Origin of the sequence: Klebsiella sp. K4 (assembly GCF_014596785.2) — a bacterium.
Classification (GTDB): Bacteria; Pseudomonadota; Gammaproteobacteria; order Enterobacterales; family Enterobacteriaceae; genus Klebsiella; species Klebsiella pneumoniae.
This window is the reverse complement of the sequence record NZ_CP115021.1, coordinates 4,847,297-4,873,276: the sequence shown is the minus strand read 5'-3', so window position 1 is coordinate 4,873,276 and position 25,980 is coordinate 4,847,297. Positions and strand designations below refer to the sequence as shown.

At 53.1% G+C, this 25,980-nt stretch carries 24 protein-coding genes; 8 read left to right on the top strand and 16 right to left on the bottom strand.

All coding sequences use genetic code 11. The features are described 5' to 3' along the window. The 7 genes from IB144_RS24035 to IB144_RS24005 all read right to left on the bottom strand — a co-directional run bounded on the left by IB144_RS24035 (nt 1) and on the right by IB144_RS24005 (nt 8,999). The gene (locus tag IB144_RS24035; RefSeq protein ID WP_032420819.1) at nt 1-2,124 is read right to left on the bottom strand and encodes a peptidase domain-containing ABC transporter; all 2,124 of its coding nucleotides are present in this window, start codon (nt 2,122-2,124) and stop codon (nt 1-3) included. After that, nucleotides 2,117-3,403, bottom strand: coding sequence for an HlyD family secretion protein (locus IB144_RS24030; RefSeq protein ID WP_004178320.1), 1,287 nt, complete (start codon nt 3,401-3,403; stop codon nt 2,117-2,119). The genes IB144_RS24035 and IB144_RS24030 overlap by 8 nt, the downstream gene beginning before the upstream one ends. A 62-nt stretch (nt 3,404-3,465) precedes the next feature. Then, nucleotides 3,466-3,831: a hypothetical protein gene (locus IB144_RS24025; RefSeq protein ID WP_004178321.1), complete on the bottom strand. Its 366-nt coding sequence runs from the start codon at nt 3,829-3,831 to the stop codon at nt 3,466-3,468. Nucleotides 3,832-4,093: 262 nt separating this feature from the next. Next, nucleotides 4,094-5,101, bottom strand: coding sequence for a fimbrial protein (locus tag IB144_RS24020; protein WP_065888535.1), 1,008 nt, complete (start codon nt 5,099-5,101; stop codon nt 4,094-4,096). Nucleotides 5,102-5,120: 19 nt separating this feature from the next. After that, on the bottom strand, nt 5,121-7,655 hold the full coding sequence (locus IB144_RS24015; protein WP_048289690.1) for a fimbria/pilus outer membrane usher protein: 2,535 nt from the start codon (nt 7,653-7,655) through the stop codon (nt 5,121-5,123). A 35-nt stretch (nt 7,656-7,690) separates the two neighbouring features. Further along, entirely contained in the window at nt 7,691-8,377 is a 687-nt protein-coding gene (locus tag IB144_RS24010; protein WP_004872804.1) for a molecular chaperone, read from the bottom strand. A gap of 58 nt (nt 8,378-8,435) precedes the next feature. Then, a complete protein-coding gene (locus IB144_RS24005; protein WP_004872803.1) occupies nt 8,436-8,999 on the bottom strand; it encodes a fimbrial protein in 564 nt (187 codons plus the stop codon). A gap of 480 nt (nt 9,000-9,479) precedes the next feature. Between IB144_RS24005 and IB144_RS24000 the strand changes: the two genes are divergently transcribed. Continuing rightward, complete coding sequence (locus IB144_RS24000; protein ID WP_031589392.1) at nt 9,480-10,124, top strand: winged helix-turn-helix domain-containing protein; 645 nt, start codon at nt 9,480-9,482, stop codon at nt 10,122-10,124. Between the two features lie 121 nt (nt 10,125-10,245). On the opposite strand, the gene epmB is transcribed toward IB144_RS24000, so the two are convergent. Then, a complete protein-coding gene (gene epmB / locus IB144_RS23995; RefSeq protein WP_002885500.1) occupies nt 10,246-11,274 on the bottom strand; it encodes an EF-P beta-lysylation protein EpmB in 1,029 nt (342 codons plus the stop codon). 41 nt (nt 11,275-11,315) lie between these two features. Here epmB and efp point away from each other — a divergent pair, with 41 nt between their 5' ends. The 4 genes from efp to sugE all read left to right on the top strand — a co-directional run bounded on the left by efp (nt 11,316) and on the right by sugE (nt 12,854). After that, nucleotides 11,316-11,882, top strand: coding sequence for an elongation factor P (gene efp / locus IB144_RS23990; protein ID WP_002885506.1), 567 nt, complete (start codon nt 11,316-11,318; stop codon nt 11,880-11,882). 73 nt (nt 11,883-11,955) lie between these two features. Then, nucleotides 11,956-12,087 carry an entericidin A/B family lipoprotein gene (locus tag IB144_RS23985; protein WP_002885511.1) on the top strand — a complete coding sequence of 44 codons (132 nt, stop codon included), beginning with the start codon at nt 11,956-11,958 and terminating at the stop codon, nt 12,085-12,087. Between the two features lie 159 nt (nt 12,088-12,246). Next, nucleotides 12,247-12,393, top strand: a complete 147-nt coding sequence (gene ecnB, locus IB144_RS23980; RefSeq protein ID WP_002885518.1) for a lipoprotein toxin entericidin B — start codon at nt 12,247-12,249, stop codon at nt 12,391-12,393. 143 nt (nt 12,394-12,536) lie between these two features. Continuing rightward, entirely contained in the window at nt 12,537-12,854 is a 318-nt protein-coding gene (sugE, locus tag IB144_RS23975; protein WP_002885521.1) for a quaternary ammonium compound efflux SMR transporter SugE, read from the top strand. On the opposite strand, the gene IB144_RS23970 is transcribed toward sugE, so the two are convergent. The 5 genes from IB144_RS23970 to frdA form a co-directional block, all read right to left on the bottom strand. Beyond that, nucleotides 12,851-13,384 carry a lipocalin family protein gene (locus IB144_RS23970; RefSeq protein ID WP_002885523.1) on the bottom strand — a complete coding sequence of 178 codons (534 nt, stop codon included), beginning with the start codon at nt 13,382-13,384 and terminating at the stop codon, nt 12,851-12,853. The two genes, sugE and IB144_RS23970, sit on opposite strands and share 4 nt — an antisense overlap. A gap of 113 nt (nt 13,385-13,497) precedes the next feature. Then, a complete protein-coding gene (frdD, locus tag IB144_RS23965; protein WP_002885526.1) occupies nt 13,498-13,857 on the bottom strand; it encodes a fumarate reductase subunit FrdD in 360 nt (119 codons plus the stop codon). Nucleotides 13,858-13,867: 10 nt separating this feature from the next. After that, a complete protein-coding gene (gene frdC / locus IB144_RS23960) occupies nt 13,868-14,263 on the bottom strand; it encodes a fumarate reductase subunit FrdC (protein ID WP_023287031.1) in 396 nt (131 codons plus the stop codon). A gap of 10 nt (nt 14,264-14,273) precedes the next feature. Further along, the gene (frdB, locus tag IB144_RS23955) at nt 14,274-15,008 is read right to left on the bottom strand and encodes a fumarate reductase iron-sulfur protein (RefSeq protein WP_004177729.1); all 735 of its coding nucleotides are present in this window, start codon (nt 15,006-15,008) and stop codon (nt 14,274-14,276) included. Then, the gene (gene frdA / locus IB144_RS23950) at nt 15,001-16,791 is read right to left on the bottom strand and encodes a fumarate reductase (quinol) flavoprotein subunit (RefSeq protein WP_057222659.1); all 1,791 of its coding nucleotides are present in this window, start codon (nt 16,789-16,791) and stop codon (nt 15,001-15,003) included. Before frdA ends, frdB begins: the two co-directional genes overlap by 8 nt. A gap of 275 nt (nt 16,792-17,066) precedes the next feature. Here frdA and epmA point away from each other — a divergent pair, with 275 nt between their 5' ends. Both epmA and yjeM read left to right on the top strand, forming a co-directional pair. Then, the gene (epmA, locus tag IB144_RS23945) at nt 17,067-18,044 is read left to right on the top strand and encodes an elongation factor P--(R)-beta-lysine ligase (protein WP_004146714.1); all 978 of its coding nucleotides are present in this window, start codon (nt 17,067-17,069) and stop codon (nt 18,042-18,044) included. A 182-nt stretch (nt 18,045-18,226) separates the two neighbouring features. Continuing rightward, on the top strand, nt 18,227-19,729 hold the full coding sequence (gene yjeM, locus IB144_RS23940; RefSeq protein ID WP_004178330.1) for a glutamate/gamma-aminobutyrate family transporter YjeM: 1,503 nt from the start codon (nt 18,227-18,229) through the stop codon (nt 19,727-19,729). A gap of 37 nt (nt 19,730-19,766) precedes the next feature. Here the strand turns inward: yjeM and mscM are convergent, their stop codons facing one another. From mscM to rsgA, 3 genes are all read right to left on the bottom strand, one after another. Further along, the gene (mscM, locus tag IB144_RS23935) at nt 19,767-23,096 is read right to left on the bottom strand and encodes a miniconductance mechanosensitive channel MscM (protein ID WP_004146716.1); all 3,330 of its coding nucleotides are present in this window, start codon (nt 23,094-23,096) and stop codon (nt 19,767-19,769) included. Nucleotides 23,097-23,119: 23 nt separating this feature from the next. Then, nucleotides 23,120-24,082, bottom strand: coding sequence for an archaetidylserine decarboxylase (gene asd, locus IB144_RS23930; protein WP_002885536.1), 963 nt, complete (start codon nt 24,080-24,082; stop codon nt 23,120-23,122). A gap of 160 nt (nt 24,083-24,242) precedes the next feature. Continuing rightward, nucleotides 24,243-25,304, bottom strand: a complete 1,062-nt coding sequence (gene rsgA, locus IB144_RS23925) for a small ribosomal subunit biogenesis GTPase RsgA (protein WP_002885537.1) — start codon at nt 25,302-25,304, stop codon at nt 24,243-24,245. A gap of 94 nt (nt 25,305-25,398) precedes the next feature. On the opposite strand from rsgA, the gene orn reads away from it, so the two are divergent. After that, nucleotides 25,399-25,944, top strand: a complete 546-nt coding sequence (orn, locus tag IB144_RS23920) for an oligoribonuclease (RefSeq protein WP_002885538.1) — start codon at nt 25,399-25,401, stop codon at nt 25,942-25,944. Nucleotides 25,945-25,980 lie beyond the last annotated feature (36 nt).

The following is a 25,980-nucleotide window of genomic DNA, read 5'->3' as shown; positions in this document are numbered from 1 at the left end:
TTATGCTGGCGCGAGATTCTTTGTCTGCGACAGATCGATAACGCGATCTGCAGAGGCAATAGTGGATGGCCGATGGGCAACGATAATCCGGGTAATGCTTAACGCCGAGATTGACTGATTGATAACTGATTCATTCTTTAAGTCGAGATGGCTGGTGGCCTCATCCATAAACAGAATGCTTGGTTTACGATACAAAGCTCGAGCGATCAGAATACGCTGCTTTTGCCCGCCGGAAATACCTAACCCCAGTTCACCAACAATGGTTTCATAGCCCATTGGCATCTTCATAATTTCGTCATGAATGTTACAGCGCCTGGCGCATTCCATCACAAAATCAATATCGGCATTATCTTCGAAGCCGCTGATATTATCGATAAGCGACCCGGAGAAAAGGCGGTCCTCTTGCAGTACGCAGGCGGTACCGTGACGATAGTTATTCAAACCAATTTTAGTGATATCGAGGTTATCGGCTAATACATCTCCGCTAGTAGGTGAAAGCAAACCGCACATCACTTTTAACAGCGTGGTTTTACCAACACCGGAAGGTCCGATTAACGCAACAGATTCCCCAGGTTCTACCGTAATATTTAAATTAGAAAATATAGGCTGAGAAAAGGGATCGTATTGATAACAGAGATTTTTTACTTCTAGTTTTGCACCCGAGTCAGCAGAGAAAACTTCTCTTGCAGGAAGCTCCTGCTCCGGTTCGCTGAAGACGATCTCTGACAAACGTTCATTATGTAAAGAAAGCATACGGAGTTGCATACAGAGATCAATCAGACTAGAAGCTCGCTGTGAAAACTGGCCACGGTAGGCGTTGAAGGCCATAAACATACCGAGAGTCATATTATTATCAATAACCATAATGGCACCCAGCCAAAGAACCGCGACCTGATCGATAGTAGTTATAAAAGTATTGATTCCACCAAACATCATGTCGAAGCGCGTTTGTTTGATTCCGGCATTGCAGGCTTCAATATTAATATTGAGCCAATGCTGGGAGCGACGCTCTTTCAGGTTTAAGGCCTTGATGGTCGAGATTCCATACAGAGACTCCATAAAATGCGAGCTGGAGCGTGCGCCTTTAATCACTTGTTCTTCCGCTACGCGACGATAAAAGCGGTAGGTAGCAAAGCGCATAATCGCATAGCATAGGGTAAAACCAACGACCACCCAGGTCAGCCAGCCCCCATACAGTGTCAGCATGATCAGCAGACCAATAGTCATGATCGAGTCAATAATGCCGCTGACAATACTATTCGTAAACGTCGAGCGTATGGTGTCCAGAGAGGAAAAACGCGACTGGATATCTCCTAAATGACGCTTTTCAAAAAAGGATAGTGGCAGACTGGCCAGATGATCGAAAAGCGTGGTTTTCCATTGAATATTAGTTAACGTATTTAATGTTAACGATGTCCAGGCCCGGAGCATACTGATAAAGGTGCGGAACAGGGTGAAGAAGACCAGACCGATACAGATTACGGATAGCAGGCTCTGATCATGGGCCATGATCACGTGGTCAGTCACCAGTTGAGTGCCTATCGGCAGCAATAAGCCAATCGCTTCAACCACGACCGAGAAGGCGAAAATTTTCAGTAGCGTTGACTTCAATCCGATAATATTACGCATCAGATCCAACAGACGCAGGCGAGATTTGGCTTTTTCCTGTTGAAAGTTTTGATCCGGCCAGAGTTCCAGGGCGATACCGGTAAAATAATTGGACATCTCCTGATTGCCAATGACTCGTTTACCCAATGCCGGATCGTGTACAATGAAACTTGATTTACGTACTTTGGTGAGAACCACATAGTGATTCATTCCCCAATGCAGGATACAGGGCAGTTTAAGCTGACGAATCTCATTCAGGTCTAACGACAGAGCACGGCTTTTCAAGCCGGCATGATCTGCCGTTTTGCTTAATGACATCATCGTTACTCCCTGCGAAGCGCTGCCAAAGCGCTGGCGGAAATTAAACAGATCAATATCCAGACCATAGTGACCGCAAACCATCGCCAGGCAAGCGATCCCACACTCTGTTGCCTCCGACTGTAATATAACTGGCGTTTTATGGCGTAATGAAAAATTTAGTCTGGATATAATGGTGGTAAATATTTCATTAGTCATGGATCGGCCCACTTACACTTTGAGACATTTTATAAAAAGGAGTAAACATCCACATGTAAAGAGGACGTTTTTCAAGGAAAACAACTGCCCGTGCTTTAAGTCCATTTGAGAGCTTAAGTGTTTTCCCATTATAAGAAAAAGTTTTATTTTTAATCTTTACAATTGTTTTATAAAGTGCCAGTTCTTGCTGATTAGTTCCATTACTCACGTTAGTATATTCTGACATTTCCTGCCTCGCTGCGGGGACGGAAGATATTGATATGACTTCGCCAGGGAATTGTCCAAATTTATCAGAAGGAAAAGCATCATAGCGAATATTTATAACATCACCAGGTTTTACATAAGGTATGCTATTATTCGGCAGCCATAATATAAGATAATACTCAATGTTACCTGTAGGCTTGATTTGAGCCAAGCTACTGCCATTATCAACCATCTGTCCTTTAGTTACCGAGAGTGACTCAATGCGTCCTTCTGTCGTAGCTTTTATAATAGCATTGCCTTTGGCATTTGATTCAACTAATTGGTTTTTGAAATCATTTATTTGATTCTGTTGTGCTGTTATCTGATTGTCAAAATCAGCGATTTTAGTTATTTTATCGCTATTATATTGTGTGATTTGCGATTCTAATTGCATCTTTTGACTTACAAGAGATTGATATGTGCTCTGTTGTTGGAAATATAATGAATGTTGATAGTTATATTGATCTTTTGTGATGAGTCCATCTCTAAGATAACTATCATAGCTGGATAAATTATCGTGCATTTTCTTTAATCCAGCTAAGGCATTAGCAAGAAGACGATTGATCTCTTTCAATGATTCTTTATTGGCTTTAAGTTGCTTTTCTATTGAAGACAATGTTTCTTGCTTGTTTTGAGAAAGCTTGTTTATTATTTCTTCAGCATTGGCTATCTTTTCTTTATTAACTTCTATCTGTACAGAACTAACATTTCCAGTAGTCGTGTCACGAGAGATATCTATTTCATAGAGAGGTTGTCCTTTTTTAACCAGATCACCAACTTTCACATATTGTGATACGATAAAACCTTGTTGTGGCGCATAAACATTTACAGAATGAGGTAAGGTGATAACCTCCCCATTAACATCTATCCGCTGAGTAAAGCTACAAAAGATCATGGCTGATATAAGCAAACCAAGGAATAGCAAAGATAATACTATGATTAACCAAGTCGGCATTCCAGCCAGCAATAAAGCTTTCCCTTTCCAATATACTCTTTTGTACTCAATCGCTTCCTTGCGATATAATCTTCTTGTCATTTTTTGTTTATTTACCGATGTAAAAAGGCCCGGAATGGGCCTTTGTTAAAGGAATTTTTAACTTATGCCCAAGGTGTGAATGTGCCGTCAAGAGCAGAAGTATAAGAATCTGCGATATATTTTACAGTTTGTTCCCAGCCAAGTGCAATACCGCTGACGGCGCCACCAATAAAGCCGCCAATGGCACCAAAGATGACCCCACCTAGTTCGGCGATGATACCAAACCCAAGGATGCCACCGCCGTCACCAGCCTTACCACCTGCAGCAAAAGCACCCCACATAGCCGCTACAGTTCCGAATGCTATTGCGGAACCTACTGCTTCTACACCATTCGTTACCAGGCTGGTAAGAGTGGACATAAAGCTTGAGGTATCCCAGCTATAGCCACCAGAAATTTCCTGCATTTCAAAAACGTTTAACTCACGCATTATATATACTCCTGTAATAAAATAATTTACTTCCTGTAAAGGGAGTAAAGTGTATATGGTCATTTTACTGAGCCATGATTTAATAGAGAGCATTGCCCTCAAGATAAGAAACATACCATCACTCAAATAAAGATTATTTGCCAGAGATCTCTATTTGGTTCGTATATTTCACGGTGGTAAATGCTATGCTCATCCTTTCTTTAAAGCAACCTCTAACTTGATGATTTATTATGTTTATATTGTGATTTCATGTGAATTAAATTTATTCCTCTTGAATGACGACCTCTAACAATCCTCTTACGGTGCCAATAGTAATGTCATCGGTAGTACGATAGTAATCTGCGGTAAGATTAATCTCTTTATTGAGCTTGTTGGCATCTACTATAAATGACTTTGCTTCATAATCATAAAAATTAATAGGGATACCATTTTCTTTTATTATAGTGTTGACGTTTTGTGCACCTCCGCTACTTGTTGGATCGCTGTTAAGGAGAACGCCGGGAGTGCCATCAGTACTCGAACGAGGGTTAAACCAATAGTAAATCGTATTTCCAGTTGACTTTTGTTCGCAGTTAATATTCAAGGTAAAGGATTTTTCTTTTGAGGTTTTACTTCCCGGTGAAGTAGACAAAAGTGTCACTTTATCAATTCTTGAGAGGTTTACGGTTTTAGTTGATGTTATTTCACATGAGTTTTCGCGAGGTACAGGGCTTACAAATTTCATATTTATTGATAATAGTAAGCTAGATGGCATTGTGGCTTTATAATCGCTATCAGCAACATAAAATGATACGCTGCTATTGGTTGGGGACTGACTTAAGTCAATAGTTCCAGTTTTGATTAACCAATAGCGATAAAGTGTATTTTCAGTTGTTCCTGGAACCGGTATGCTTCCTGCAACCGCGGGTATCATTCCATAGACCGAGCCAGTAAGTAAATCACTAATCTGATAACCAATGCCTGGAATTCCCGTTTCATAAACAGGTTTACCCATAATGCCAGTCACTCCTGGAACTTCGCTGGCAGTGATCACGGTAGTGTATCTATTCTTAGATGAGTTGTCGCAAGTAAATGCGGGTGCAGAACCGCCGATACCCATCAATTTTGTATAGAGTATGCTTCCTACCGGTATAGTTGGATCAGTAGATATTTTAACATTGCTTGGCATGTTAAAATTAACCCTTTTGGCGATATCTTTGATATTACAAGTTGCTTCTGCTTGACCACAAGCGATAATCAATAAAGCCGAGAATAAAAATATTTTTTTCATATGTGATATCCTTTTATCACTAGCGGCAAATAGCTTTGGATGTTGTGAGACTTCCTTGCGTGGGAAGTAATTGATACGTTGCATTGCAACGTTGATCCTGCCGTTGGCCCCATAAAACAAGTAACTCACCACTATCTTGCAAGCCAGAGAGATAAACCATCCCTTCATCACTGACAATGTTGGCTTGAGTATTGGCACTGTTTTTTATCGTTACCGTGGAACCATAAGGAACCGGTTTATCTCCAGGCATTTCTAGTTGTATGAGTGCTCTACGTCCAATATTGCCGGCATAATTAGCACGCACGATGGCACCACGGGTCGGAACGACGCTCTGCGTGGTTTCTGGCAGCTCCATATCTTCGCCTAACGTGGAACTGTCGAGCGTGATATCGGTGCGACGGTATGGTGTTACGTACGGAACGATGGCGTAGCCGCGATAGTCGGTAGAGATGGTGTTATCATTGGTGAGCTTGACGTTATCCAGCCCCGGCGCTTTAACCAGTACCGCTGCATCAGTGATGTCCTGACCCAGCGTGATGCCATCGGCATGGGCAACGATACTGCCGTTGGCGCCGTAGTCAATGCGCTCGCTACTGCGATCGTAGCTGTAGCCGGCATTGACGCTGCCGCGGGCGCCATTATAAGTCGCGCGCATATCGCCGCTGTAGTATTCCCGGTTGCTGTATCCTTGCTGCAGGCTCCACTCCAGACTATCGTTCTCCAGCGCATTACCACCGATGGATACTGACTGATCGGTTGATCCCGGATTGCTGTTGGTTAACTGATAGCTGGTGTAGGTGCCAGGCAACCAATTGCTCAACGGCAGCGTTACCGTCAGTGTAATACGTTGGTCGTCCTGAGCGTCTTTCCCTGAGTTATCTCCACCCCAGGTATAGCGGTTATAGCTGTAGCCGAGGTAGTAGTTCACATTGCGGAAGCCGCCGTTATAGCCCACGCTAATCGACTTGTTAGTACGCTTATCATCCCAGTAATCTTCGATTAAACCGCTTATCGACAGGCTACCGAGACCTTTACCCAGGCTTTGGTTAACCGTCAGATTGGTGCGGTTGCGCAGCGAGCGCGAAGTGTAGTAGCCGTCATTAGAGTAGCTATCCAGGACCTCCGAGAGGGTATGAAATCCGCGGGTGGAGTAGCGGTAGCCGGCGATGGTGACGTTAGTGCCGGTTTCAACGATGTTTTTCCCGTAACGAACTCGCCAGGACTGTCCGGAGGTCTTTTCATCGTCTTTCATTTTTGACCAGGCCTGGGTGACGTCTGCCGAGGCGGCGCCCAGTTCACCCAGGTTATAGCCGAGACCTGTTGACAGCGCCTGATAGCGCGAGGCCGCCTGCATGCCGCCATATAGCGTCAGGCTGCTGGAGACGCCGTAGGTCGCGGTGGCTTGGGTAAACGGCGTTTCATCAACTCCACCATCGTAAGGACGATATTTACCGGAAGTAATCTCATATTCCAGTTGATTTTCACGCACCATGACCGGCAGGGTGGCGAACGGCACAACAAATTCTTGCTTGGATCCGTCGGACTCTTCCACGCTGACGTAAAGGTCGCCGCTACCGCCGCTCGGGTACATATCGGTGATTTCAAATGCCCCTGGCGCCACGTAGGTCTGGTAAACCTGGTAGCCGTTCTGCTTAATCGTTACGCGGGCGTTGGTTCTGGCGATACCGCGAATAATCGGCGCATAGCCGCGCATACTTTCCGGCAACATCGTCGTATCGGTGGCCAGCTGAATACCGGTAAACGGCACGCTGTCGAAGATACCGTTGAGCGATGAACTCTCACCCATCACAAGGTTACTGTTGATGGAGCGGATGCTGCGCTGCATATAGAGATAGGCGGAATCCCAGTCCCCGGCACCGCTGTTGTTTTTATTCCAGGTGCTGAGGTTACGGATGCGCCACGGGCCAACGTTGAGGCCGGACTGCAGATTCAGACTGTAGTATTCATCATTGGCCTGCATGTCGTTTGAGCCGCTGAACTGATAGTTCACCAATAACGCGTTGATGCCATCATCAAACTGATCCGGTGGAATATATCCCTGCGCGGTGGTGGATAAGGCCGCCTGCGGAATAGAGATATTTAAGCGCTGGGCGGTGAAGTCAAAATCCGCTTTGGTGTCCGGAATGACAGAAAAGTTTGCGCAGCCGTTTTTATCCTCGGCTAACTCTGGAAAGGCTTTTATCCTTACGCCATATTCCGCGAGTGTTTTTAGACTCAGGCAGGGAACCAGAGCTGGTTCGCGGTTATCGCTGCTGGCGCGATTGTTGGCAACAAACTTTATCGTCCTGGTGTCCAGGTAGCGGCCATTAAACATAATATCGACCCGATAATCCCCTGGCGCCTGCGCGTTCTGAGTCTGAAATATGGATAAATCGGGAGTGGTTGATGGATCGCTACCATTCAATGAGCTAATGAATGAGGGATCGAAAAAGTCACGTGCTTGCGCTTTATTATTCAAACCAGAAATCAATGCCGGAAGCATTGCGAGAAAGACGGTGGATAGTTTGAATAATCCATTATTCTTATTTGGCATAGACACATCCCTATAATGATAAAATAAATTTCTTATTACAGCGATGAGGAATAGAGCGACCCTGCTCCGCCATAATCATTGACCACTTTCCAGGTAATGCTGGAGGCATTAATATTTTCTTTTAGCGTCACTTCTTTGGTCGTCATTGGGGCGACGGAGTTGACTTCCGGCTTCACTTCTTTCCCACCAAGCTGGATGCTATTGAAATAAAAGAAAAACGGTGTCGGATTTTTGATGGTCAGCTTTTTGCCGGCCTTACGCCATTCGAGCTTTTTCGCTTCCGTATTAGGGGAGAGGTCGAAAAGTGTTTTGGGTCGATAGACCAGACGCATGCGGTGACGAACCGCCAGTTGAATAGTATTGTTATTCGCTTTGGCATCATCTGCCGGAGGAATCGCCATCACGTTAAAATAGTACATGGATTCCCGGTCGGTCGGCGCATTAACGTTGCCGGTGGCAAACAGACGAACCGTATTCTGTTGTTTCCCCTCGAGGCGAAAAAGCGGTGGGGTAGCCATAAACGAAGGCGCTTTCCCTGCAGGCGTTTCAACCCAGGATTTAATCAGATAGGGAATATCATCTTTATTTTCGATTTGCGCGGTAATTTCACGCGCACCTTCCTTATAGAGGTAGCGGGTGGATTCAACGACAATACCGGCATGAGCAATACTGCTGAGGAGTAATGCACAGGATACGGTGAGATTTAATAAGGTCCTGAACATGGCTTTTCTCTGAATGCAAAAAAGGGCCCGCCGTGAAGCGGGACCCTTTAGGGAAAAATTAGAGGGTGTAATCGATAGTAAAGGTCGCAACACCTTTAACCGGACCTTCGGTAACCGGAGTCGCGGCGTTAGTTCTTACATAACCAGTGGTGTACTTCAGCTGAGTACCGTTGGTTGCAGAGTAGCTTTCGGACATAGTGTCGGAACCGTCGAAGGCTACGCGATGTGCATCGCTGACGCGCTGGATACCGATGCCGATACCGGCTGCACCGTTAGCGGCGGTGTTGTCCAGAATGGTTGCATCGCTGCTGGAGGTGCCACTAACATTTACGGTCACAGCGGTTACCGGTGAAGTGCTGCCCTGGGCACAGTCTTTCACATCAAAACCGAAGTCCTGAGTTTTGAACAGTTTACCAGCCGCTTCAGCGTTCGCTTCGGTGGTGGTAACAGTGATCAGCTGTACGATACCGTTGTTCAGGGTACCCGTCGGAGTCACGACGCAAGAGTTAGCTGCATCAGAGACTTCACCCAGTACAGTTACCTGAGCGGTGTTGGTTGCCATTGCCTGAGCACTCAGCACTGCAGATGCAGCGACCATTACAGCTACGATTGTCTTTTTCATTTAATTAATCCATATATAGATACTTAGTCCTGTGTAGAATCGATAACAGTTATCAAGGGAATGGAGTATGCATTCGCATTGATATTGAAAATAAGCGTCAGCTTTCCTTTATATAGTGCTGAGACCAATCATCCTGTTGAACGACGCTACCATATCGCTTGCCATAGCGAACCATGGAGAAGCGGGAGTAATTTAAAAGTCTGGTGCAAAAAATGCTTGTGAATTATTGATGAAGCACCCGTGAATTTAATGCTTCCCCCCTCTCTGATGAGATGTGGATTCCAGTTGAGATTAATTTAATCTGAAAATGTGACCATTAAGCAAGTTAGCTATCGCTTGTTTTTTTATCTGCGGTATCCTGTGGGCTGAACTTCAATGTGAAATGTACCTGTTTCCATCTGAAACAAGAATGTTCACATAATCGTTTGGTTGAAATCATTTGATTTTATTATGGATAATAGGGTTACGTGGGGCAAGGATATGGATGACGCAGTATTATTTAATGGGTGTATAATTAATCAGGAGATTATATTTAATGCCAATATGAATGAGCTGCGGCCGCTTGCCGGGGACGGGGAGTGCATCAGCCTCAATGCGCCTACCGCCAGATGCTTGCTGCTGCTTTTGCAGAATTGCGGCAAAGTCATTTCACGGGATGAGTTCCTGGCGGCTGTATGGGAAACACGGGGGGTAGTCGTTTCGCAAAATACGTTCTATCAAAATATCTCTTTGCTGCGAAAATCGCTGGTAAAAGCTGGACTATCTGAGGATATCATTATCACCGTCCGGCAAAAAGGCTTTAGCGTCGCTCCGAATACATTGGTCATTCCTCTCTCTGATGAAGAGTGCGAGAATATGAACCGGGTGACATTAACGCATTATCAGAATAATAAAGTTGTCGGCTTTATTTCTGAAGATAAGGAAAAACCTGACACTCATTTAAATCTTCCACTAATAGAAAACTCATCAAATCATGGCAGTGATTTGATGGCAAATAAACCGGAAGAAGGTGAAAAAGTATCTGAGCGGTTACATGTTACTTTTAAAATACCCATATGGTTAATCGCGCTAATTGTAGTGATGATTGTAATTAATATTATTGTGTTGGTCGCGCTAAATCGGTAGCTCGTCGCACCCAGGGGTTATAGCGCGGTGCGATAGTCATTTGCTGGTCACCTTAACACCCGTCTGTCGAAATCTTCCTATCTGAAGGTCTGCCAGAACGTCCTGGCAGACCTTCAGTTTATTAACGCTGCTTCAGCCCTAAATCCAGCGGCGTCTTGCTGGGTTCCCCGCCGATCTCGCGCGCCAGCTTCGGCACCATATAGCCGGAGATGAGGGTCAATAGTTCACGCATGATTTCACGGGCTTCATCATCGCTGACCATGAAGTGCGCCGCCCCCTGCACCCGATCCAGCACATGCAAGTAGTAGGGCATTACTCCGGCGTCAAACAGCGCATTGCTGAGGTCGGCCAGGGTTTGCGCGTTGTCGTTCACCCCGCGCAGCAGCACGCTCTGGTTGAGCAGCGTGACGCCCGCCTGACGCAGCATGGCCATCGCCGCGCGAAACTCACCGTCAATTTCATTGGCGTGGTTAACGTGGTTAACCAGGATTACCTGCAGCGACGAACGCTGGAAGCGGCTGGCCAGCGTCTCGGTGATGCGCGCCGGGATCACAATTGGCAGGCGGCTGTGAATACGCAGGCGCTTAACGTGCGGAATAGCTTCCAGCTGGGTCATTAGCCAGTCAAGCTCATGGTCCTTCGCCATCAGCGGGTCGCCGCCGGAGAAAATGATTTCATCAAGCTGCGGATGCGCCGCGATGTAGTCCATCGCCGTCTGCCAGTTGCGCCTGGTGCCCTGATTTTCGGCATAAGGGAAGTGGCGGCGGAAACAATAACGGCAATTGACTGCACAACCGCCTTTCACCAGCAGCAGGGCCCGGTTGCGATATTTGTGCAACAGACCGGGCACCACGCTGTGCTGTTCTTCCAGCGGATCGGTGGAGTAGCCGGGGGCGACGATAAATTCTTCCTCGGCGGTAAGTACCTGACGAAGCAGCGGATCGTTAGGGTTGCCTTTCTCCATGCGGGCGATAAACGCGCGTGGGACGCGCAGCGGGAACAGGCGTCTGGCCTCGCGTCCGGCCAGCAGTTTTTCATCAGCGTCTACATTTAAAAGACGCAGCAGTTCATCAGGACTGGTCACAACATTGGCAAGTTGCGTTATCCAATCTTCTCTGGATGGGGTATTTAGGGTTACAATATGCGCCATTTTGTGGCTTAGCTACCAGTTAAACAATTTCAGAGGGCCTTATGGCGACTTACTATAGCAACGATTTTCGTGCTGGTCTTAAAATCATGTTAGATGGCGAACCTTATGCGGTAGAAGCCAGCGAATTCGTTAAACCAGGTAAAGGCCAGGCGTTTGCGCGCGTTAAGCTGCGCCGTCTGCTGACCGGTACCCGCGTTGAGAAAACCTTCAAATCTACCGATTCCGCAGAAGGCGCGGACGTTGTCGATATGAACCTGACTTACCTGTACAACGACGGTGAGTTCTGGCACTTCATGAACAACGAAACCTTCGAGCAGCTGTCTGCTGACGCGAAAGCGATCGGTGACAACGCTAAATGGCTGCTGGATCAGGCTGAGTGCATCGTGACCCTGTGGAACGGCCAGCCGATCGCGGTCACCCCGCCGAACTTCGTTGAGCTGGAAATCATTGAAACCGATCCAGGTCTGAAAGGCGACACCGCGGGTACCGGCGGTAAACCAGCGACCCTGTCTACTGGCGCTGTGGTTAAAGTTCCGCTGTTCGTCCAGATTGGCGAAGTGATCAAAGTGGATACTCGCTCTGGCGAATACGTATCCCGCGTGAAATAATTTCGCGTCATGATGACTGGCGCAGCCTCCGTGCTGCGCCGCTCTTTACGCACAAGTACGACGAACACGAGACATGAAGCGCAGCGTAAAACTTCTGGTGTTACTGTTTCTGAGCAGCGCGTTACTGGCTGGCTGCAATACCGCCCGCGGTGTGGGTGAAGATATTCAGGGCCTGGGCCACGCTATCTCTCACGCTGTGAGCTGAATTTCCCTGCCGTTTCGTTAATGGCGCTTGCCTCCCGGTATGTCAGCCTCCTCCACGCATACTCCTTTTCTCTTAAAAATCGCAAAGATCCCTTCATCTTTGGACGGTTTGTCTATGCTTATAGGGCATGAAAACAAAACTGACACTAAGGATGACATTATGGTGAAAAAAACGATTGCAGCGTTCTTTACGGTTTTGGTCCTCTCTTCAGCACTGACCGCTTGTAACACCACGCGCGGTGTCGGTGAGGATATTTCAGACGGCGGCAACGCAATCTCTGGCGCGGCAACCAAAGCTCAGCAATAAACGCCGTCAACGGTACGGTTTAGCGCCGTACCGTTCTTCACTTCTCTCATTCCGTTGGATATACTCACCACGACTTTTCATCCACCTTACGGGACGACCCGTAAGCGTTTCTCATCCGGGGACGGCCCCAGCAAAGGAGCCTTATGTCCTGGATAGTCTTGTTTATCGCTGGCCTGCTGGAAGTGGTGTGGGCCGTCGGCCTGAAATATACCCATGGCTTTAGCCGCCTGGTTCCCAGCGTTATCACCATCGTGGCGATGGTGGCCAGCATGGCGCTGCTCTCATGGGCGATGAAAACCCTACCGGTAGGTACCGCCTACGCCGTCTGGACCGGGATCGGCGCGGTGGGCGCCGCCGTGACCGGTATTGTGCTGTTAGGGGAATCCGCCAGCGCCATGCGTATCGCCAGCCTTGTCTGTATCGTGATTGGCATCATTGGCCTGAAGATCAGCGCGCACTAATCATAGCGCTGATTGACCCAGACCAGTTTGCCGACATCAAAGCCCTGTCGGGTGGCAATGTCCAGCATCTGCTGCCTGACCTCCGGGGCGATGGTCGGCGCCCGGGCCAGCAGCCAGAGATAGTCGCGATCGGGGCCGCAGACCAGCGCGTAACGATACTCCTTATCCAGAGCAATGACGTTATAGCTGCCGTAGAAAGGGCCGAAGAAGGAAATCTTCAGCGCGGCGCGGCTGGGCTCCCCGGTAAAGTACGCTACCCCGTCCGTTTTCTGCCACATGCCGCGGTCGGGGTTATAACCTTTATTCACCACATCCAGACCGCCGTCATCACGTGGGTGCCAGGCGATCGTGACCTTTTCCAGACCGCTTTCAAAAGGGTGGTCAAAGCGGGCGATTTCATACCAGGTACCCAGATAGCGCTGAACGTCGAAGGGGCTGACCACGGTGACGCCCGGCGGCGGGGCGGGCGTGCTGCAGGCGACAGACAGGAACGAGACGGCAATCGCGGTGATTATCGGCAGGATACGCATGGCATGCTCCTTGCTGGCTTTTAAGCTAAGTGTAGAGTCCAGCAGGGAAAAGGCGGCAAGATTTTTCTATGAAGCGAGCCCGGTAGCAGAAATGCGACCGGGCTCTTGCAGGATCAGATAAACAGTACGCCAACGAGGGTGATGACGCTGAGGATTGCCGCCAGGCCGTAGAAGACCCATTTACCGTTTGGCACATGGATTTTCAGATCGTGCATGGCGTGGTGAATACGATGCAACCCACACCACAGCGGCAGGACAATCATCAGAAAGATGAACGCGCGGCCGATAAAGCTTTGGGCAAAGGCCAGCACACGCTCATAGCTGAAGGCGTCGGCCGGGGCGAGCCCCAGCGGCAGCAGGATGCCGACCAGCAGCACCATCACCGGCGCGACGATCGCGCCCCACATGCCACCTGCGCCAAACAGCCCCCAGAATACGGGTTCATCGGAACGTTTCGGATTGGGATTAATCATCTCAGCCTCCTTACCAGAACAGGGCGACAAACAGGATCACCACGGTGACCACCCCCGTCACCACCCAGAGCCCTTTAATGACCGGCTCTGGCCCCATTTTTTCGCCTTTGATGATGACGTTGGCGGCTTTCGGCGCCAGCTCAAACCAGGTTTTGGTGTGCAGCAGCGCCGCCGCCAGAGTAATCAGGTTGAGGATCACCACCACCGGGTTTTGCAGGAATCCGATATATCCCGCCCAGCTCTCGGCGCCGTGCTTGAGGGCAAACAGCCCATAAATCAGCACAATGCTAAACCATACCGTCGGTACCGCCGTGCCTTCCCGTACCATGTAGAAGCGATAAAACGGCAGCTTTTTCCACCAGGTGGAGGTCATTGGTCGCACGTAGGGTTTGCGTTTCGTCGTCATAATGCACTCCTTAGCGTGGTTTCAGGGTGGCGATAAGAAAGTCTTTCGAGCTTTCCACCTTGCCCTGCTGGATCGCGGCCGCCGGGTCGACGTGCTTCGGACACACTTCCGAGCAGTAGCCCACGAAAGTACAGGTCCAGACGCCATTCTGGCCGTTAAGCTGCGCCATGCGTTCCTTTTTACCGTGGTCGCGGCTGTCTTCGTTATAGCGGTGGGCGAGGGTGATCGCCGCCGGGCCGATAAATTCCGGGTTCAGGCCGAACTGTGGACAGGCGGCATAGCACAGCCCGCAGTTGATGCAGCCGGAAAACTGATGGTATTTCGCCATCTGGGCCGGGGTCTGCTTGTTTGGCCCCTGGTCAGGCGTGCGGTTATTGCCGATGATATACGGCTTAATGGCTTCCAGGCTTTCGATAAAGTGGGTCATGTCCACCACCAGATCGCGCTCGATCGGGAAGTTGGCCAGCGCCTCAACTTTGATGCCTTTGGTGTAATCACGCAGGAAGGTTTTGCAGGCCAGCTTCGGCACCTTGTTGACCATCATGCCGCAGGAACCGCAGATTGCCATTCGGCAGGACCAGCGGTAGCTCAGGTCTGGCGCCAGGTTGTCTTTGATGTAGCCCAGCGCGTCCAGCAGCGAGGTCTGTTCATCGTAAGGCACGTCATAGAACGCGCTGTGCGGTGCGGTGTCGACCTCCGGATTGTAGCGCACCACTTCGACTTTCAGGTTTTTCATCTCAGCCATGGGTGGTCTCCTTCTTCTCAGCCGCGTCCGCTTCTGCGCCATAGACACGTTTTGCCGGCGGCAGCGTGGTGATCTTCACATCGCCATATTCCAGACGGGTAGTGCCATCGGCCTCGCGGAAGGCGAGAGTGTGCTTGAGGAAGTTGACGTCGTCGCGTTCGGTACAGCCTTCATCCAGACGCTGGTGCGCCCCGCGCGATTCTTTACGGGCGATGGCCGAGTGCGCCATACATTCGGCAACGTTTAAACCGTGCCCCAGCTCAATGGTGTAAAGCAGATCGGTATTGAACACGCTGGAATTATCGGTAATGCGCACGCGCTTAAAGCGCTCCTGCAGTTCAGCCAGCTTGTCGATCGTTTTCTGCATCAGCTCCGGCGTGCGGTAGATGCCGCAGCCTTCCTCCATCGACAGCCCCATTTCATCGCGAATTTTCGCCCAGTTTTCGTTACCTTCCTGGTTGACGAGATCTTTCAGGCGCTGCTCCACATCGGCAGCCTGCGCATCGAGGGCGGCGCCGTTTGCCTCGCCCGCCTGAGCGGCGCGCTGCATGGCCTGCTCCCCGGCCAGGCGGCCGAAGACCACCAGCTCGGCCAGCGAGTTGGAGCCCAGACGGTTGGCGCCATGTAAGCCAACGGACGAGCATTCGCCCACGGCAAACAGCCCTTTGATCCGGGTTTCGCACTGCTGATCGGTTTCAATACCGCCCATGGTGTAGTGCGCGGTCGGGCGCACCGGGATCGGCTCTTTCACCGGATCGATGCCGACGTAGGCTTTCGCCAGTTCACAGATAAACGGCAGACGCTCCAGCAGTTTTTTCTCGCCGAGGTGGCGGAGATCGAGGTAGACCACGTCGCCGCGCGGCGTCGGGATGGTGTTCCCTTTCCGCCACTCGTGCCAGAAGGCCTGGGACACTTTGTCGCGTGGGCCTAGCTCCATATATTTATTCTTCGGTTCGCCGAGCGGGGTTTCCGGGCCCATGCCGTAATCCTGCAGATAGCGGTAGCCGTTTTTGTTGACCAGAATCCCGCCTTCGCCGCGGCAGCCTTCGGTCATCAGGATCCCGGAGCCCGGCAGGCCGGTCGGGTGATACTGAACGAATTCCATGTCGCGCAGCGGCACGCCGTGTCCCAGGGCCATCCCCATCCCGTCACCGGTGACGATGCCGCCGTTGGTGTTGTAGCGGTAGACGCGCCCGGCGCCGCCGGTAGCCAGCACCACGGCGTTAGCGCGGATCTGCACCAGGGTGCCTTCCATCATATTCATCGCCACCAGGCCGCGGGCCTGCCCGTCATCGACCAGCAGGTCAAGGACGAAATGTTCGTCAAAGCGCTGAATTTGGGGAAACTGAAGGGAGGTCTGGAAGAGGGTATGCAGCATGTGGAAGCCGGTTTTGTCGGCGGCAAACCAGGTGCGTTCGATTTTCATGCCACCGAAGCGCCGGACGTTGACGCTGCCGTCGGGGCGGCGGCTCCATGGGCATCCCCACTGCTCCAGCTGGGTCATTTCCGTCGGGCAGTGATGAACAAAATAGTCGACGACATCCTGCTCGCACAGCCAGTCGCCTCCCGCGACGGTGTCGTGAAAATGGTACTCAAAGCTATCGTGATCCTGGGCAACGGCTGCGGACCCCCCTTCTGCAGCGACCGTATGGCTGCGCATCGGATAGACTTTAGAAATCAGGGCGATTTTAGCGTTGGGGTTGGCCTGAGCGGCGGCGATAGCGGCACGAAGGCCTGCCCCGCCGGCGCCAATTACGGCGAGATCGGCTTGAAAAGTTTGCACGACATTCCTCCAGTTTTAGTGTATTTCGCCGCCGGGCTGGCGAAAAAGTATCACTGCTCCTTTATAGGTACAGGAGTATAGCCTTAGGGTCAGTATGGAAAATTGACGTGTTCGATTTTTTTATCGATATGTGCGGTTATTTATCAGTGGTATTTATGCGTCAGGGTTAACGATAGATTAATGGCATGTAGTCTGCCGGAGATTGCACAAAATTTGTTTCACTCGCCGGTTGCGAGTAGACTTCGTGCCCTTAATTTGCAATCGGAGAAAGTACCATGAGCGAGACGGCAACCTGGCAGCCGAGCGCACCCATTCCCAATCTGTTGAAGCGCGCGGCGGTGATGGCGGAAATCCGCCGTTTCTTTACCGATCGCGGCGTGCTGGAGGTGGAGACGCCTTGCATGAGTCAGGCGACGGTAACGGATATTCATTTGTTCCCGTTCGAAACCCGTTTCGTCGGCCCGGGCCATTCTCAGGGGCTTAACCTGTACCTGATGACCAGTCCGGAATACCACATGAAGCGCCTGCTGGCGGCAGGTTGCGGCCCGGTCTTCCAGCTGTGCCGCAGCTTCCGTAATGAAGAGATGGGGCGTCATCACAATCCGGAATTCACCATGCTGGAGTGGTATCGTCCATGCTATGACATGTATCGCCTGATCAATGAGGTGGACGATCTGCTGCAGCAGGTGCTGGAGTGCCAACCGGCGGAAAGTCTCTCCTATCAGCAGGCGTTTCAGCGCCATCTGGAAATTGACCCGCTCTCTGCCGATAAAGCTCAGCTGCGTGAAGTCGCAGCGAAGCTGGATCTGAGCAATATCGCCGATACTGAAGAAGATCGCGATACCCTGCTGCAGCTGCTGTTCACCATGGGCGTGGAGCCGCACATCGGCAAAGATCGACCAACGTTCATTTATCATTTCCCGGCGACTCAGGCCTCTTTAGCGCAGATCAGCCCGGAAGATCATCGGGTCGCTGAGCGCTTTGAGGTCTATTACAAAGGTATTGAGCTGGCGAACGGTTTCCACGAGCTGACCGACGCCCATGAACAGCGCCTGCGGTTTGAGCAGGATAACCGCAAACGCGCCGCGCGCGGCCTTCCGCAGCAGCCCATCGATAACAACCTGCTGGCGGCGCTGGAGGCGGGTTTGCCGGACTGCTCCGGCGTGGCGCTGGGCGTTGACCGCGTGGTCATGCTGGCGCTGGGCGCTGAAAGCATCGGCGAAGTGATTGCCTTTACGGTAGACCGCGCCTGATCGCTTTTTCACCTCCCTCCGCCGCCGGGTGGGGGAGGTGAAAGACGACTCTGGACCTGACACCCTCGCCCCGGCTTTAGCCCGAATACCCACAATTTCCATCCGTGATTTTGCTACTATCCGCGCTCTTTTTATGAGGCCAGGCGTCGCTCGTCGGGCGATGCCCACGTTTGGATAGATTTATGCATCAACAACTCAAGAAGATGAGCCTGATCGGGCTGATTCTGATGATCTTCACCTCGGTGTTTGGCTTTGCCAACAGCCCATCGGCGTTTTATCTGATGGGCTATAGCGCGATGCCGTTTTACCTTTTTTCCGCCCTCTTTTTCTTTATCCCGTTCGCGCTGATGATGGCGGAGATGGGCTCAGCTTATCGTCGCGAAGAGGGCGGGATCTATTCCTGGATGAACCACAGCGTCGGGCCGCGCTTTGCCTTCATTGGTACCTTTATGTGGTTTGCCTCGTACGTAGTGTGGATGGTGAGTACCGCCGCTAAGATCTGGGTCCCGCTATCTACTTTTTTGTTTGGCGCGGACAAAACCCAGACCTGGGCGCTGGGTAGCCTGACGCCGACGCAGACGGTCGGTATTCTGGCGGCCTGCTGGATGGTCGTGGTGACCTTTATTGCCGTCAAAGGGATCAATAAAATCGCTAAAATTACCGCCGTCGGCGGTATCGCGGTGATGGGGCTTAACCTGGTGCTGCTGCTGGTGAGCGGGGCGATCCTTCTGCTTAACGGCGGTCATTTCGCCCAGCCGTTAAACTTCACCCTTTCGCCTAATCCCGGGTATCAGTCGGGCATGGCGATGCTGTCGTTTGTGGTATTTGCCATCTTTGCCTATGGCGGAATTGAGGCGGTTGGCGGCTTAGTGGATAAGACCGATAAGCCGGAAAAGAACTTTGCCAAAGGTATTATCATCGCGGCGATTGTTATCTCGATCGGTTACTCGCTGGCGATTGTGCTGTGGGGCGTGAGCGCCAACTGGCAGCAGGTGCTTGGCGCGCGTTCGACCAACCTCGGCAACATCACCTATGTGCTGATGACCAGCCTCGGGGCGACGCTGGGCCAGGCCCTGCACCTGACCCCTGCGGCGTCAGCCCTGACCGGGGTCTGGTTCGCCCGTATTACCGGCCTGTCGATGTTTCTCGCTTACACCGGCGCGTTCTTCACCCTCAGCTATTCTCCCCTGAAAGCGATTATCCAGGGCACGCCAAAAGCGCTCTGGCCGTCGGTGATGACCCGTCTCAACGTCAACGGAATGCCCGCCGCGGCGATGTGGCTGCAGTGTCTGCTGGTCGGGGTGTTTATCGTACTGGTATCGTTCGGTGGGGATAGCGCTTCCGCGTTTTATAACAAGCTGACGCTGATGGCCAATGTCTCTATGACCTTGCCTTATCTGTTCCTGACCATCGCCTTCCCGTTCTTCAAGGCGAAAACCCATCTTGACCGGCCGTTCGTGATCTTCAAAAACCGTCCGTCGACGCTGCTGGCGACCGGCGTGGTGCTGCTGGTGGTGACCTTCGCCAATATCTTCACCATTATCCAACCCGTCATCGACAGCGGGGACTGGAACAGCACTCTGTGGATGGTCGGTGGGCCGATCTTCTTCTCACTGCTGGCGCTGGGGATCTACGAAAGCTACCGTCGGCGCATGGCGTCCGGCGCGCTGGTGATGGAGAGTTAAAGAGCCTGCCCGGCGGTGCCGCCGGGCAGGGGATGGTTTACAGGCTACCAGCCGTACGGCGGCTGGTTTTTCCGGCCGAGGTCATGGTTTTACTGCTTTGCCTGCCGTCAATACTTTCCAGACGCATCTGGAACGGAGGGAACGGCATATCAATGCCATGCTCGCGGAAGCCCGCCAGGATCAGCTGATGCATCTCATGGCGCAGCGGCATGCGGTGCCCCATCTCCGCGGCAAAAATACGTAGCTCGAAAATCTGGATCCCCTGCTGCAGGTCGACGAGAAACGCCTCCGGCGCCGGGGTATCGATGACCAGCGAGCAGCGATGCGCCGCGGCGATGAGAATTTTCGTCACCTCTTCAGTATCGGCGTCCACAGGCGCCGGCACCGTCAGCACCACGCGGGTAACCGAGTCCGACAGCGACCAGTTGATAAACTGTTCGGTAATGAACGCCTTGTTCGGCACGATAATCTCTTTCCGGTCCCAGTCGCTGATGGTGGTCGCACGGGTATTAATGCGGGTGACGCTGCCCGTCAGGTCGCGAATGGTGACCGTATCGCCGATGCGGATCGGCTTCTCAAACAGGATAATCAGGCCGGAGATAAAGTTGGCGAAGATCTCCTGCAGGCCAAACCCGAGACCCACACCCAGCGCGGCGACCAGCCACTGCAGCTTCGACCACTCGATACCGATCATCGAGAAGCCCACCAGCCCGCCGACCAGCATCAGCAGATACTTAGTGATGGTGGTGATGGCGTAGCCGGTGCCGGGCGTTAAATCGAGATGCTGGAGGATCGCCAGTTCCAGCAGCGCGGGCAGGTTGCGTACCAGCTGAGTGGTGATGATCAGCACCAGAATCGCAATCAACACCGCGCCAAGCGTAATAGGCTCAAGGCTTTCCACCCCTTGTACCGTCGAGGTCACGTCCCACAGCGAGATATTCTCAAGGAAGCCAAACGCCGAGTGAATCTCCGACCACAGCACGATGACCGATAGCAGCGCGATCAGCATCAGCAGGGAGCGCACAAGCCGCAGCGACTGGGTACTGATGGCATCGAGGTCGACCTCGCTGACCTCCGTCTCCACCGACCCTTCCGGGCTGCTGACGTGAACGGGCTCATCTTCGCCGCGGGCGCGCTGAGCGAGAATTTCCGCGCGACGATGGCGGGCCCGGTCGAAGGCCAGCCGGCGGCGCTGGATCAGCATCCAGCGGCGGATGATGTGATAGACCACCAGCAGCAGGAACCAGATGGCGACCGAGGTTTCCAGACGCGCAAGCAGCGCCTGGGCGGTGGCGAGGTAGCCGACGGCGGCCGCCAGCATGGCCACCAGCGGGGCGCCAAGCATCAGGTTCCACAGCAGGCGGTTCACCATATTGTCGCCATTCCCCTCTTTATCCAGATAGAGCGGAATACCGGCGTGCTTAAGGCTCAGGGTGACCACCGCCAGCGCGCCGCAGATCAGCAGGAAGCACAGGCGGCCCAGCGAAGCGGAGAATTCGCGGTCGTTAAGATTATCGAACATGATCAGCGCCATAATCAGCGGCACAATCAGCCCGATGCTCATCAGGTAGTAGCGCATCGCCTTCGCCACGCGGCTACGCGGCCAGCCGAAGTGGGCGATAAACAGCCCGTTTGGCCGGGCGAAGGTGGCGCAGATCATCACCACCCACAGCAGAGGCACCGTCGCGGTGACTCCATCGCCAATCGCCACCGCCAATGGGAACGGCCAGGCGGACTGCAGACCATAGCCGAGCGTCATCCACAGCACCGGCAGCGGCGAGGCCACCAGTATCGACCAGAAGACCGTGCGCAGCGTCAGCCAGAAGTGATCCTGGGTGACTTTCCCCACCCGGGCGCTGGAGCGCTCAAGGAAGCGGGTGAAATGGCGCCGCGAGCTGATGCTAAAGCCAACCAGCAGCAGGGCGGCAAACAGCGGTAGCAGGGTCTCTTTGCTGGTGAGCATCATCGCGCTGGCTTTACCCAGTTCGCTGATGGTATCCAGGGAGATCAGGCGCCGCAGATCCTGGACGATCTCCAGCGGCCAGGAGAAGCCGATGGGGCTGACGTCCGAAGTCCAGAACAGATAGCGGTGGGTGGCTTCGTTGATCTCTTTCAGCGCGTCTTCCAGCTGGCCGTTGGCGACCTTCAGCTTGGTGAGCTCCAGCATCAGGGTGTCGCCGCCGCGCAGCAGCGAGTTCAGCAGCTCGTTCTGCGTGCGCAGCTGCGCCTGCAGGATCTTGTTCTGCTCGCTGGTCAGCGGTTCGCCGTCGGCCTGGCGGATCTGCCGCAGCTGCGGCTGCTTACTCAGCAAATCTTCAAAGCGCAGACGCTGCACGCGCAGCTGCGCCATTTCCGTATCCAGCTGCTGCGGGCGAGGGCGCTCCGGCAGCCGCGCCACCTGGGCGCGCAGGGCTTCGCCCAGCAGATTGGAGGAGCCCAGCCACTGCGACTGCTCGCGCAGAGTGTTTAACGCCTGGCGCACCTGCAGCGTTTGATTCGTCGCCTGCCGCTGCTGGGACGCCACCAGATCCATGCGCTGCGCCTGCTGGTTCAGCGCCTGGGAGAGCTCACGGTTGACCTTAAACTGGGCGGTGATGTCCGGCGGCAGGTTTTCACTGTTCTCCGCCAGCAGTTCGGTACTCTCCAGCGCCTTTTCCGCCTCCCGCTGGCGCTGGCTGTTTTGCAGATTGCGCAGCGCCTGCAGATAGGCATCCAGCTGCTCGCTCTGCTTTTGCGCCAGCTCGGAACGGGCGCGCGACAGCTCCTGGCGGTTGTTGGCGGAGAGCTGGGCGAGGTCGAGTTCATCCACCAGCGCCTTCAGACGCGCCGATTCCGCCTGCAGGGCAAGATTTTGCGCCTGGGCGAGAGCATTGTTGCCGGTTTGCGTGCCGATGCGGCGCTCAACCTCATTGAGCTGACGACGGGCATCGGTTTGCTGCTGCGGCAGCTGGTTCAGGGAGTCGGCGATTTCACGCGCGCGATCCTGCTCCTGCTGCGCCTGGCGGCTCGATTCCAGCAGTTGGCTGCTGACCTGCAGGATCTCCTGGTTCAGCGCATCGGCGGTCAGGCCGGTTGGCACCTGGCGCGGCTCTTCGCTCAGATTATTGAGCTGGGCACGCAGGCTTTGAAACAGTTTGGGGAAATTGTCGATAACGTCCTGATACTGACGGGCGCGCTCGAGGGATGATTTTCGCTCCTCAAGCGCGTTCAGCGCGGACTGCAGAACTTCAACGGTTTCAGGCTGGGCGGGCTTTGCCGCCTTCGCCTGTTCCAGTTCCTGGGTTATCTGTTTAGCATCCGGGGCTGTCGCAGCGTACGCCCCGAAACTGAGGCTCAAGGCCAACAGGAAAGTGTATATCAGGCGCACGGCATAACCCTTTTGCTGAAGAATTAACCTTGGTCTTGTTTATCGTCAACCAGCGGGCTGGCGCGGTGTTCGGCGCGGATCTCTTCTTCCGGTAACGGCGCGGGTTCAGCGGCGGCGGTCGCTTCCACTGCTGTCGCCAGCGGTTGGCCGATCTTGGTCACGGACAGGCTTTGCAGCGTGTCGACCAGCTTCACCTGGCCCGGGGCAAACAGGTTGATCACGGTGGAACCCAGTTTGAAGCGGCCCATCTCCTGGCCTTTCAGCAAGGCGATGGAGCCTTCGTTGTCGCCAGCGGGCCAGGTCCAGCGTTTAATAATGCCTTCGCGCGGCGGGGTCACGGTGCCGGACCACACGGTCTCGATGCTGCCGACGATAGTTGCGCCCACCAGAATTTGCGCCATCGGGCCAAACTCAGTATCAAACAGGCAGATGACGCGCTCGTTACGGGCGAACAGGTTCGGGACGTTCTGCGCCGTCAAGTGGTTAACAGAGAACAGGTCGCCAGGAACGTAGATCATTTCGCGCAAGATGCCGTTGCACGGCATGTGTACGCGGTGATAGTCGCGCGGCGACAGGTAGGTGGTGGCGAAGCTGCCGTTACGGAACAGGTCGGCCATCTGATAGTTGCCGGCCAGCAGGGCTTCCAGACTGTAGTCATGACCTTTAGCCTGCAGGATTTTATCGTTCTCAATGGCGCCAAGCTGGCTGATCACGCCATCGGCCGGCATCACCAGCACGTTTGGATCGGTATTCAGCGGGCGAACGTCGTCGCGCAGCGGGCGCACGAAGAAATCGTTGAAGGTGCGATAAGCCGCGGTATCCGGCTTCTGCGCCTCTTTCATATCGACCTTGTAGTATTTCACGAACAGATCGATGACCAGCTTCGTCAGCCAACCTGCGCGTTTGCTCGCACCCCAGCCTGCGAGGCGGGTGAGCCACAGTTTAGGCAGAATGTATTGCAGTGAAAGTTTAAGATCGTTTAACAAAGTAGCCTCCAGGCCATGATATGTCGTTCCTGACCCCGCCTGCGGGCGGGGACCTGAAAAAAGGGGACGATTCTATACGTAAAACTCGCCAAATGGCATCCGCGTAAGCTGCGTCATCATCGCTGCCCGGCAGCGCCTGACGTGATGCTCAGCTTAATGATCAGTCATCGGACGAGGAAAAGTTTTTACGCGTTTTTACCTGTACCTGCGCCATGCTTTCCAGGATGCGGTGGTAGTTCTCAAAACGGCTTTCGGCGATCTTGCCGTTCTCTACCGCTTCGCGAAGCGCACAGCCAGGATCGGTATCGTGTTTACAGTCGCGATATTTGCAACGGCCTAAATAATCATGGAATTCGACAAAGCCGTTGGTGATTTGTTCCGCTTCCAGATGCCACAGGCCGAACTCACGTACCCCCGGTGAATCAATCACATCGCCGCCGTGCGGGAAGTGGTAGAGGCGTGCAGCGGTGGTGGTGTGTTGACCTAAGCCGGAAACGTCCGAGACATCATTGGTGAGGATCTGATCCTCGCTCAACCCGAGCAGGGCGTTCAGCAGGCTCGATTTACCGACCCCGGACTGCCCGGCGAAGATACTGATGCGGTCGGTCAGGGCCGCTTCCAGCGGCTTAAGGCCGTCCTGAGTCCGACTGGAAACCAGCAGCACGCGGTAACCGATGTTGCGGTAGATATCCATTTGCTCATTGACGAAGCGCAGACCATCATCATCCAGCAGATCGATTTTATTCAGCACAATGAGCGGCTCGATATCCTGCGCTTCGCAGGCCACCAGATAGCGATCGATAATATTCAGCGACAGCTCAGGCAGGATCGCGGAAACCACCACGATCTGGTCGATATTGGCGGCGATAGGCTTCACGCCGTCGTAAAAATCCGGACGCGTCAGGACGGAGGCGCGATCGTGCACCGCCTCGACGATCCCTTTGACGCTTACGCCGTCGGCGGCGTCTTTACCCGGCCGCCAGACCACGCGGTCGCCGGTGACCAGCGAGCGGATCGTCCGGCGGATATTGCAGCGATGCACGCTGCCGTCAGCGGATTCGACGTCGGCATGCATACCAAAGCGACTGATGACAATGCCTTCCGACGTTTCGCCAAACAGGTTGTCATCGTAGTCGGCCTTCTCCGCAGTGGTTTTCAGACGGCGCTGGTGGTTGGCTTTGACGCGGCGCTGCTGGCCTTTGGAGAGTTTATTTTTACTCAATCGAACTGGCTCCTGGTCGCCCTGATGGGGCAAAACCTCTATGATACACGCTATTTTAGATGAATATAGTCACGCGAGAAGGGTGGAAAATAGCATGAGTGCAAATGAAAACAACCTCATTTGGATCGATCTTGAGATGACAGGGCTGGATCCGGAGCGCGATCGCATTATCGAAATCGCCACCCTGGTGACCGATGCCAACCTGAACATTCTGGCTGAGGGCCCGACCATCGCGGTGCATCAGTCGGACGCTCAGCTGGCATTAATGGACGAGTGGAATGTGCGGACTCATACCGGCAGCGGTCTGGTGGATCGCGTAAAGGCCAGCACCGTCAGCGAGCACGATGCCGAACTGGCGACCATTGAGTTTCTTAAGCAGTGGGTGCCGGCGGGCAAGTCGCCGATCTGCGGCAACAGTATCGGCCAGGATCGTCGCTTCCTGTTTAAGTACATGCCGCAACTGGAAGCCTATTTCCACTATCGCTATCTGGACGTTAGCACGCTGAAAGAGCTGGCGCGCCGCTGGAAGCCGGAAATTCTCGACGGCTTTAAAAAGCAGGGCACTCATCAGGCGATGGACGATATCCGCGAGTCGGTCGCCGAGCTGGCTTACTACCGCGAACACTTCATTAAGCTGTAAACCGCGACCGGGCCCTGTGCGCGGCCCGGTACACTT

What these genes read in the sequence shown, in the direction of transcription:
- sugE (WP_002885521.1), top strand. Translation starts at nt 12,537, where the DNA reads ATGTCCTGGATAGTCTTGTTTATCGCTGGCCTGCTGGAAGTGGTGTGG.
- IB144_RS24030 (WP_004178320.1), bottom strand. Translation starts at nt 3,403, where the DNA reads ATGACAAGAAGATTATATCGCAAGGAAGCGATTGAGTACAAAAGAGTA.
- yjeM (WP_004178330.1), top strand. Translation starts at nt 18,227, where the DNA reads ATGCATCAACAACTCAAGAAGATGAGCCTGATCGGGCTGATTCTGATG.
- IB144_RS24000 (WP_031589392.1), top strand. Translation starts at nt 9,480, where the DNA reads ATGGATGACGCAGTATTATTTAATGGGTGTATAATTAATCAGGAGATT.
- ecnB (WP_002885518.1), top strand. Translation starts at nt 12,247, where the DNA reads ATGGTGAAAAAAACGATTGCAGCGTTCTTTACGGTTTTGGTCCTCTCT.
- IB144_RS23970 (WP_002885523.1), bottom strand. Translation starts at nt 13,384, where the DNA reads ATGCGTATCCTGCCGATAATCACCGCGATTGCCGTCTCGTTCCTGTCT.
- IB144_RS24035 (WP_032420819.1), bottom strand. Translation starts at nt 2,124, where the DNA reads ATGACTAATGAAATATTTACCACCATTATATCCAGACTAAATTTTTCA.
- IB144_RS23985 (WP_002885511.1), top strand. Translation starts at nt 11,956, where the DNA reads ATGAAGCGCAGCGTAAAACTTCTGGTGTTACTGTTTCTGAGCAGCGCG.
- IB144_RS24010 (WP_004872804.1), bottom strand. Translation starts at nt 8,377, where the DNA reads ATGTTCAGGACCTTATTAAATCTCACCGTATCCTGTGCATTACTCCTC.
- frdD (WP_002885526.1), bottom strand. Translation starts at nt 13,857, where the DNA reads ATGATTAATCCCAATCCGAAACGTTCCGATGAACCCGTATTCTGGGGG.
- IB144_RS24025 (WP_004178321.1), bottom strand. Translation starts at nt 3,831, where the DNA reads ATGCGTGAGTTAAACGTTTTTGAAATGCAGGAAATTTCTGGTGGCTAT.
- IB144_RS24005 (WP_004872803.1), bottom strand. Translation starts at nt 8,999, where the DNA reads ATGAAAAAGACAATCGTAGCTGTAATGGTCGCTGCATCTGCAGTGCTG.
- frdC (WP_023287031.1), bottom strand. Translation starts at nt 14,263, where the DNA reads ATGACGACGAAACGCAAACCCTACGTGCGACCAATGACCTCCACCTGG.
- epmB (WP_002885500.1), bottom strand. Translation starts at nt 11,274, where the DNA reads ATGGCGCATATTGTAACCCTAAATACCCCATCCAGAGAAGATTGGATA.
- orn (WP_002885538.1), top strand. Translation starts at nt 25,399, where the DNA reads ATGAGTGCAAATGAAAACAACCTCATTTGGATCGATCTTGAGATGACA.
- efp (WP_002885506.1), top strand. Translation starts at nt 11,316, where the DNA reads ATGGCGACTTACTATAGCAACGATTTTCGTGCTGGTCTTAAAATCATG.
- IB144_RS24020 (WP_065888535.1), bottom strand. Translation starts at nt 5,101, where the DNA reads ATGAAAAAAATATTTTTATTCTCGGCTTTATTGATTATCGCTTGTGGT.
- IB144_RS24015 (WP_048289690.1), bottom strand. Translation starts at nt 7,655, where the DNA reads ATGCCAAATAAGAATAATGGATTATTCAAACTATCCACCGTCTTTCTC.
- epmA (WP_004146714.1), top strand. Translation starts at nt 17,067, where the DNA reads ATGAGCGAGACGGCAACCTGGCAGCCGAGCGCACCCATTCCCAATCTG.
- frdB (WP_004177729.1), bottom strand. Translation starts at nt 15,008, where the DNA reads ATGGCTGAGATGAAAAACCTGAAAGTCGAAGTGGTGCGCTACAATCCG.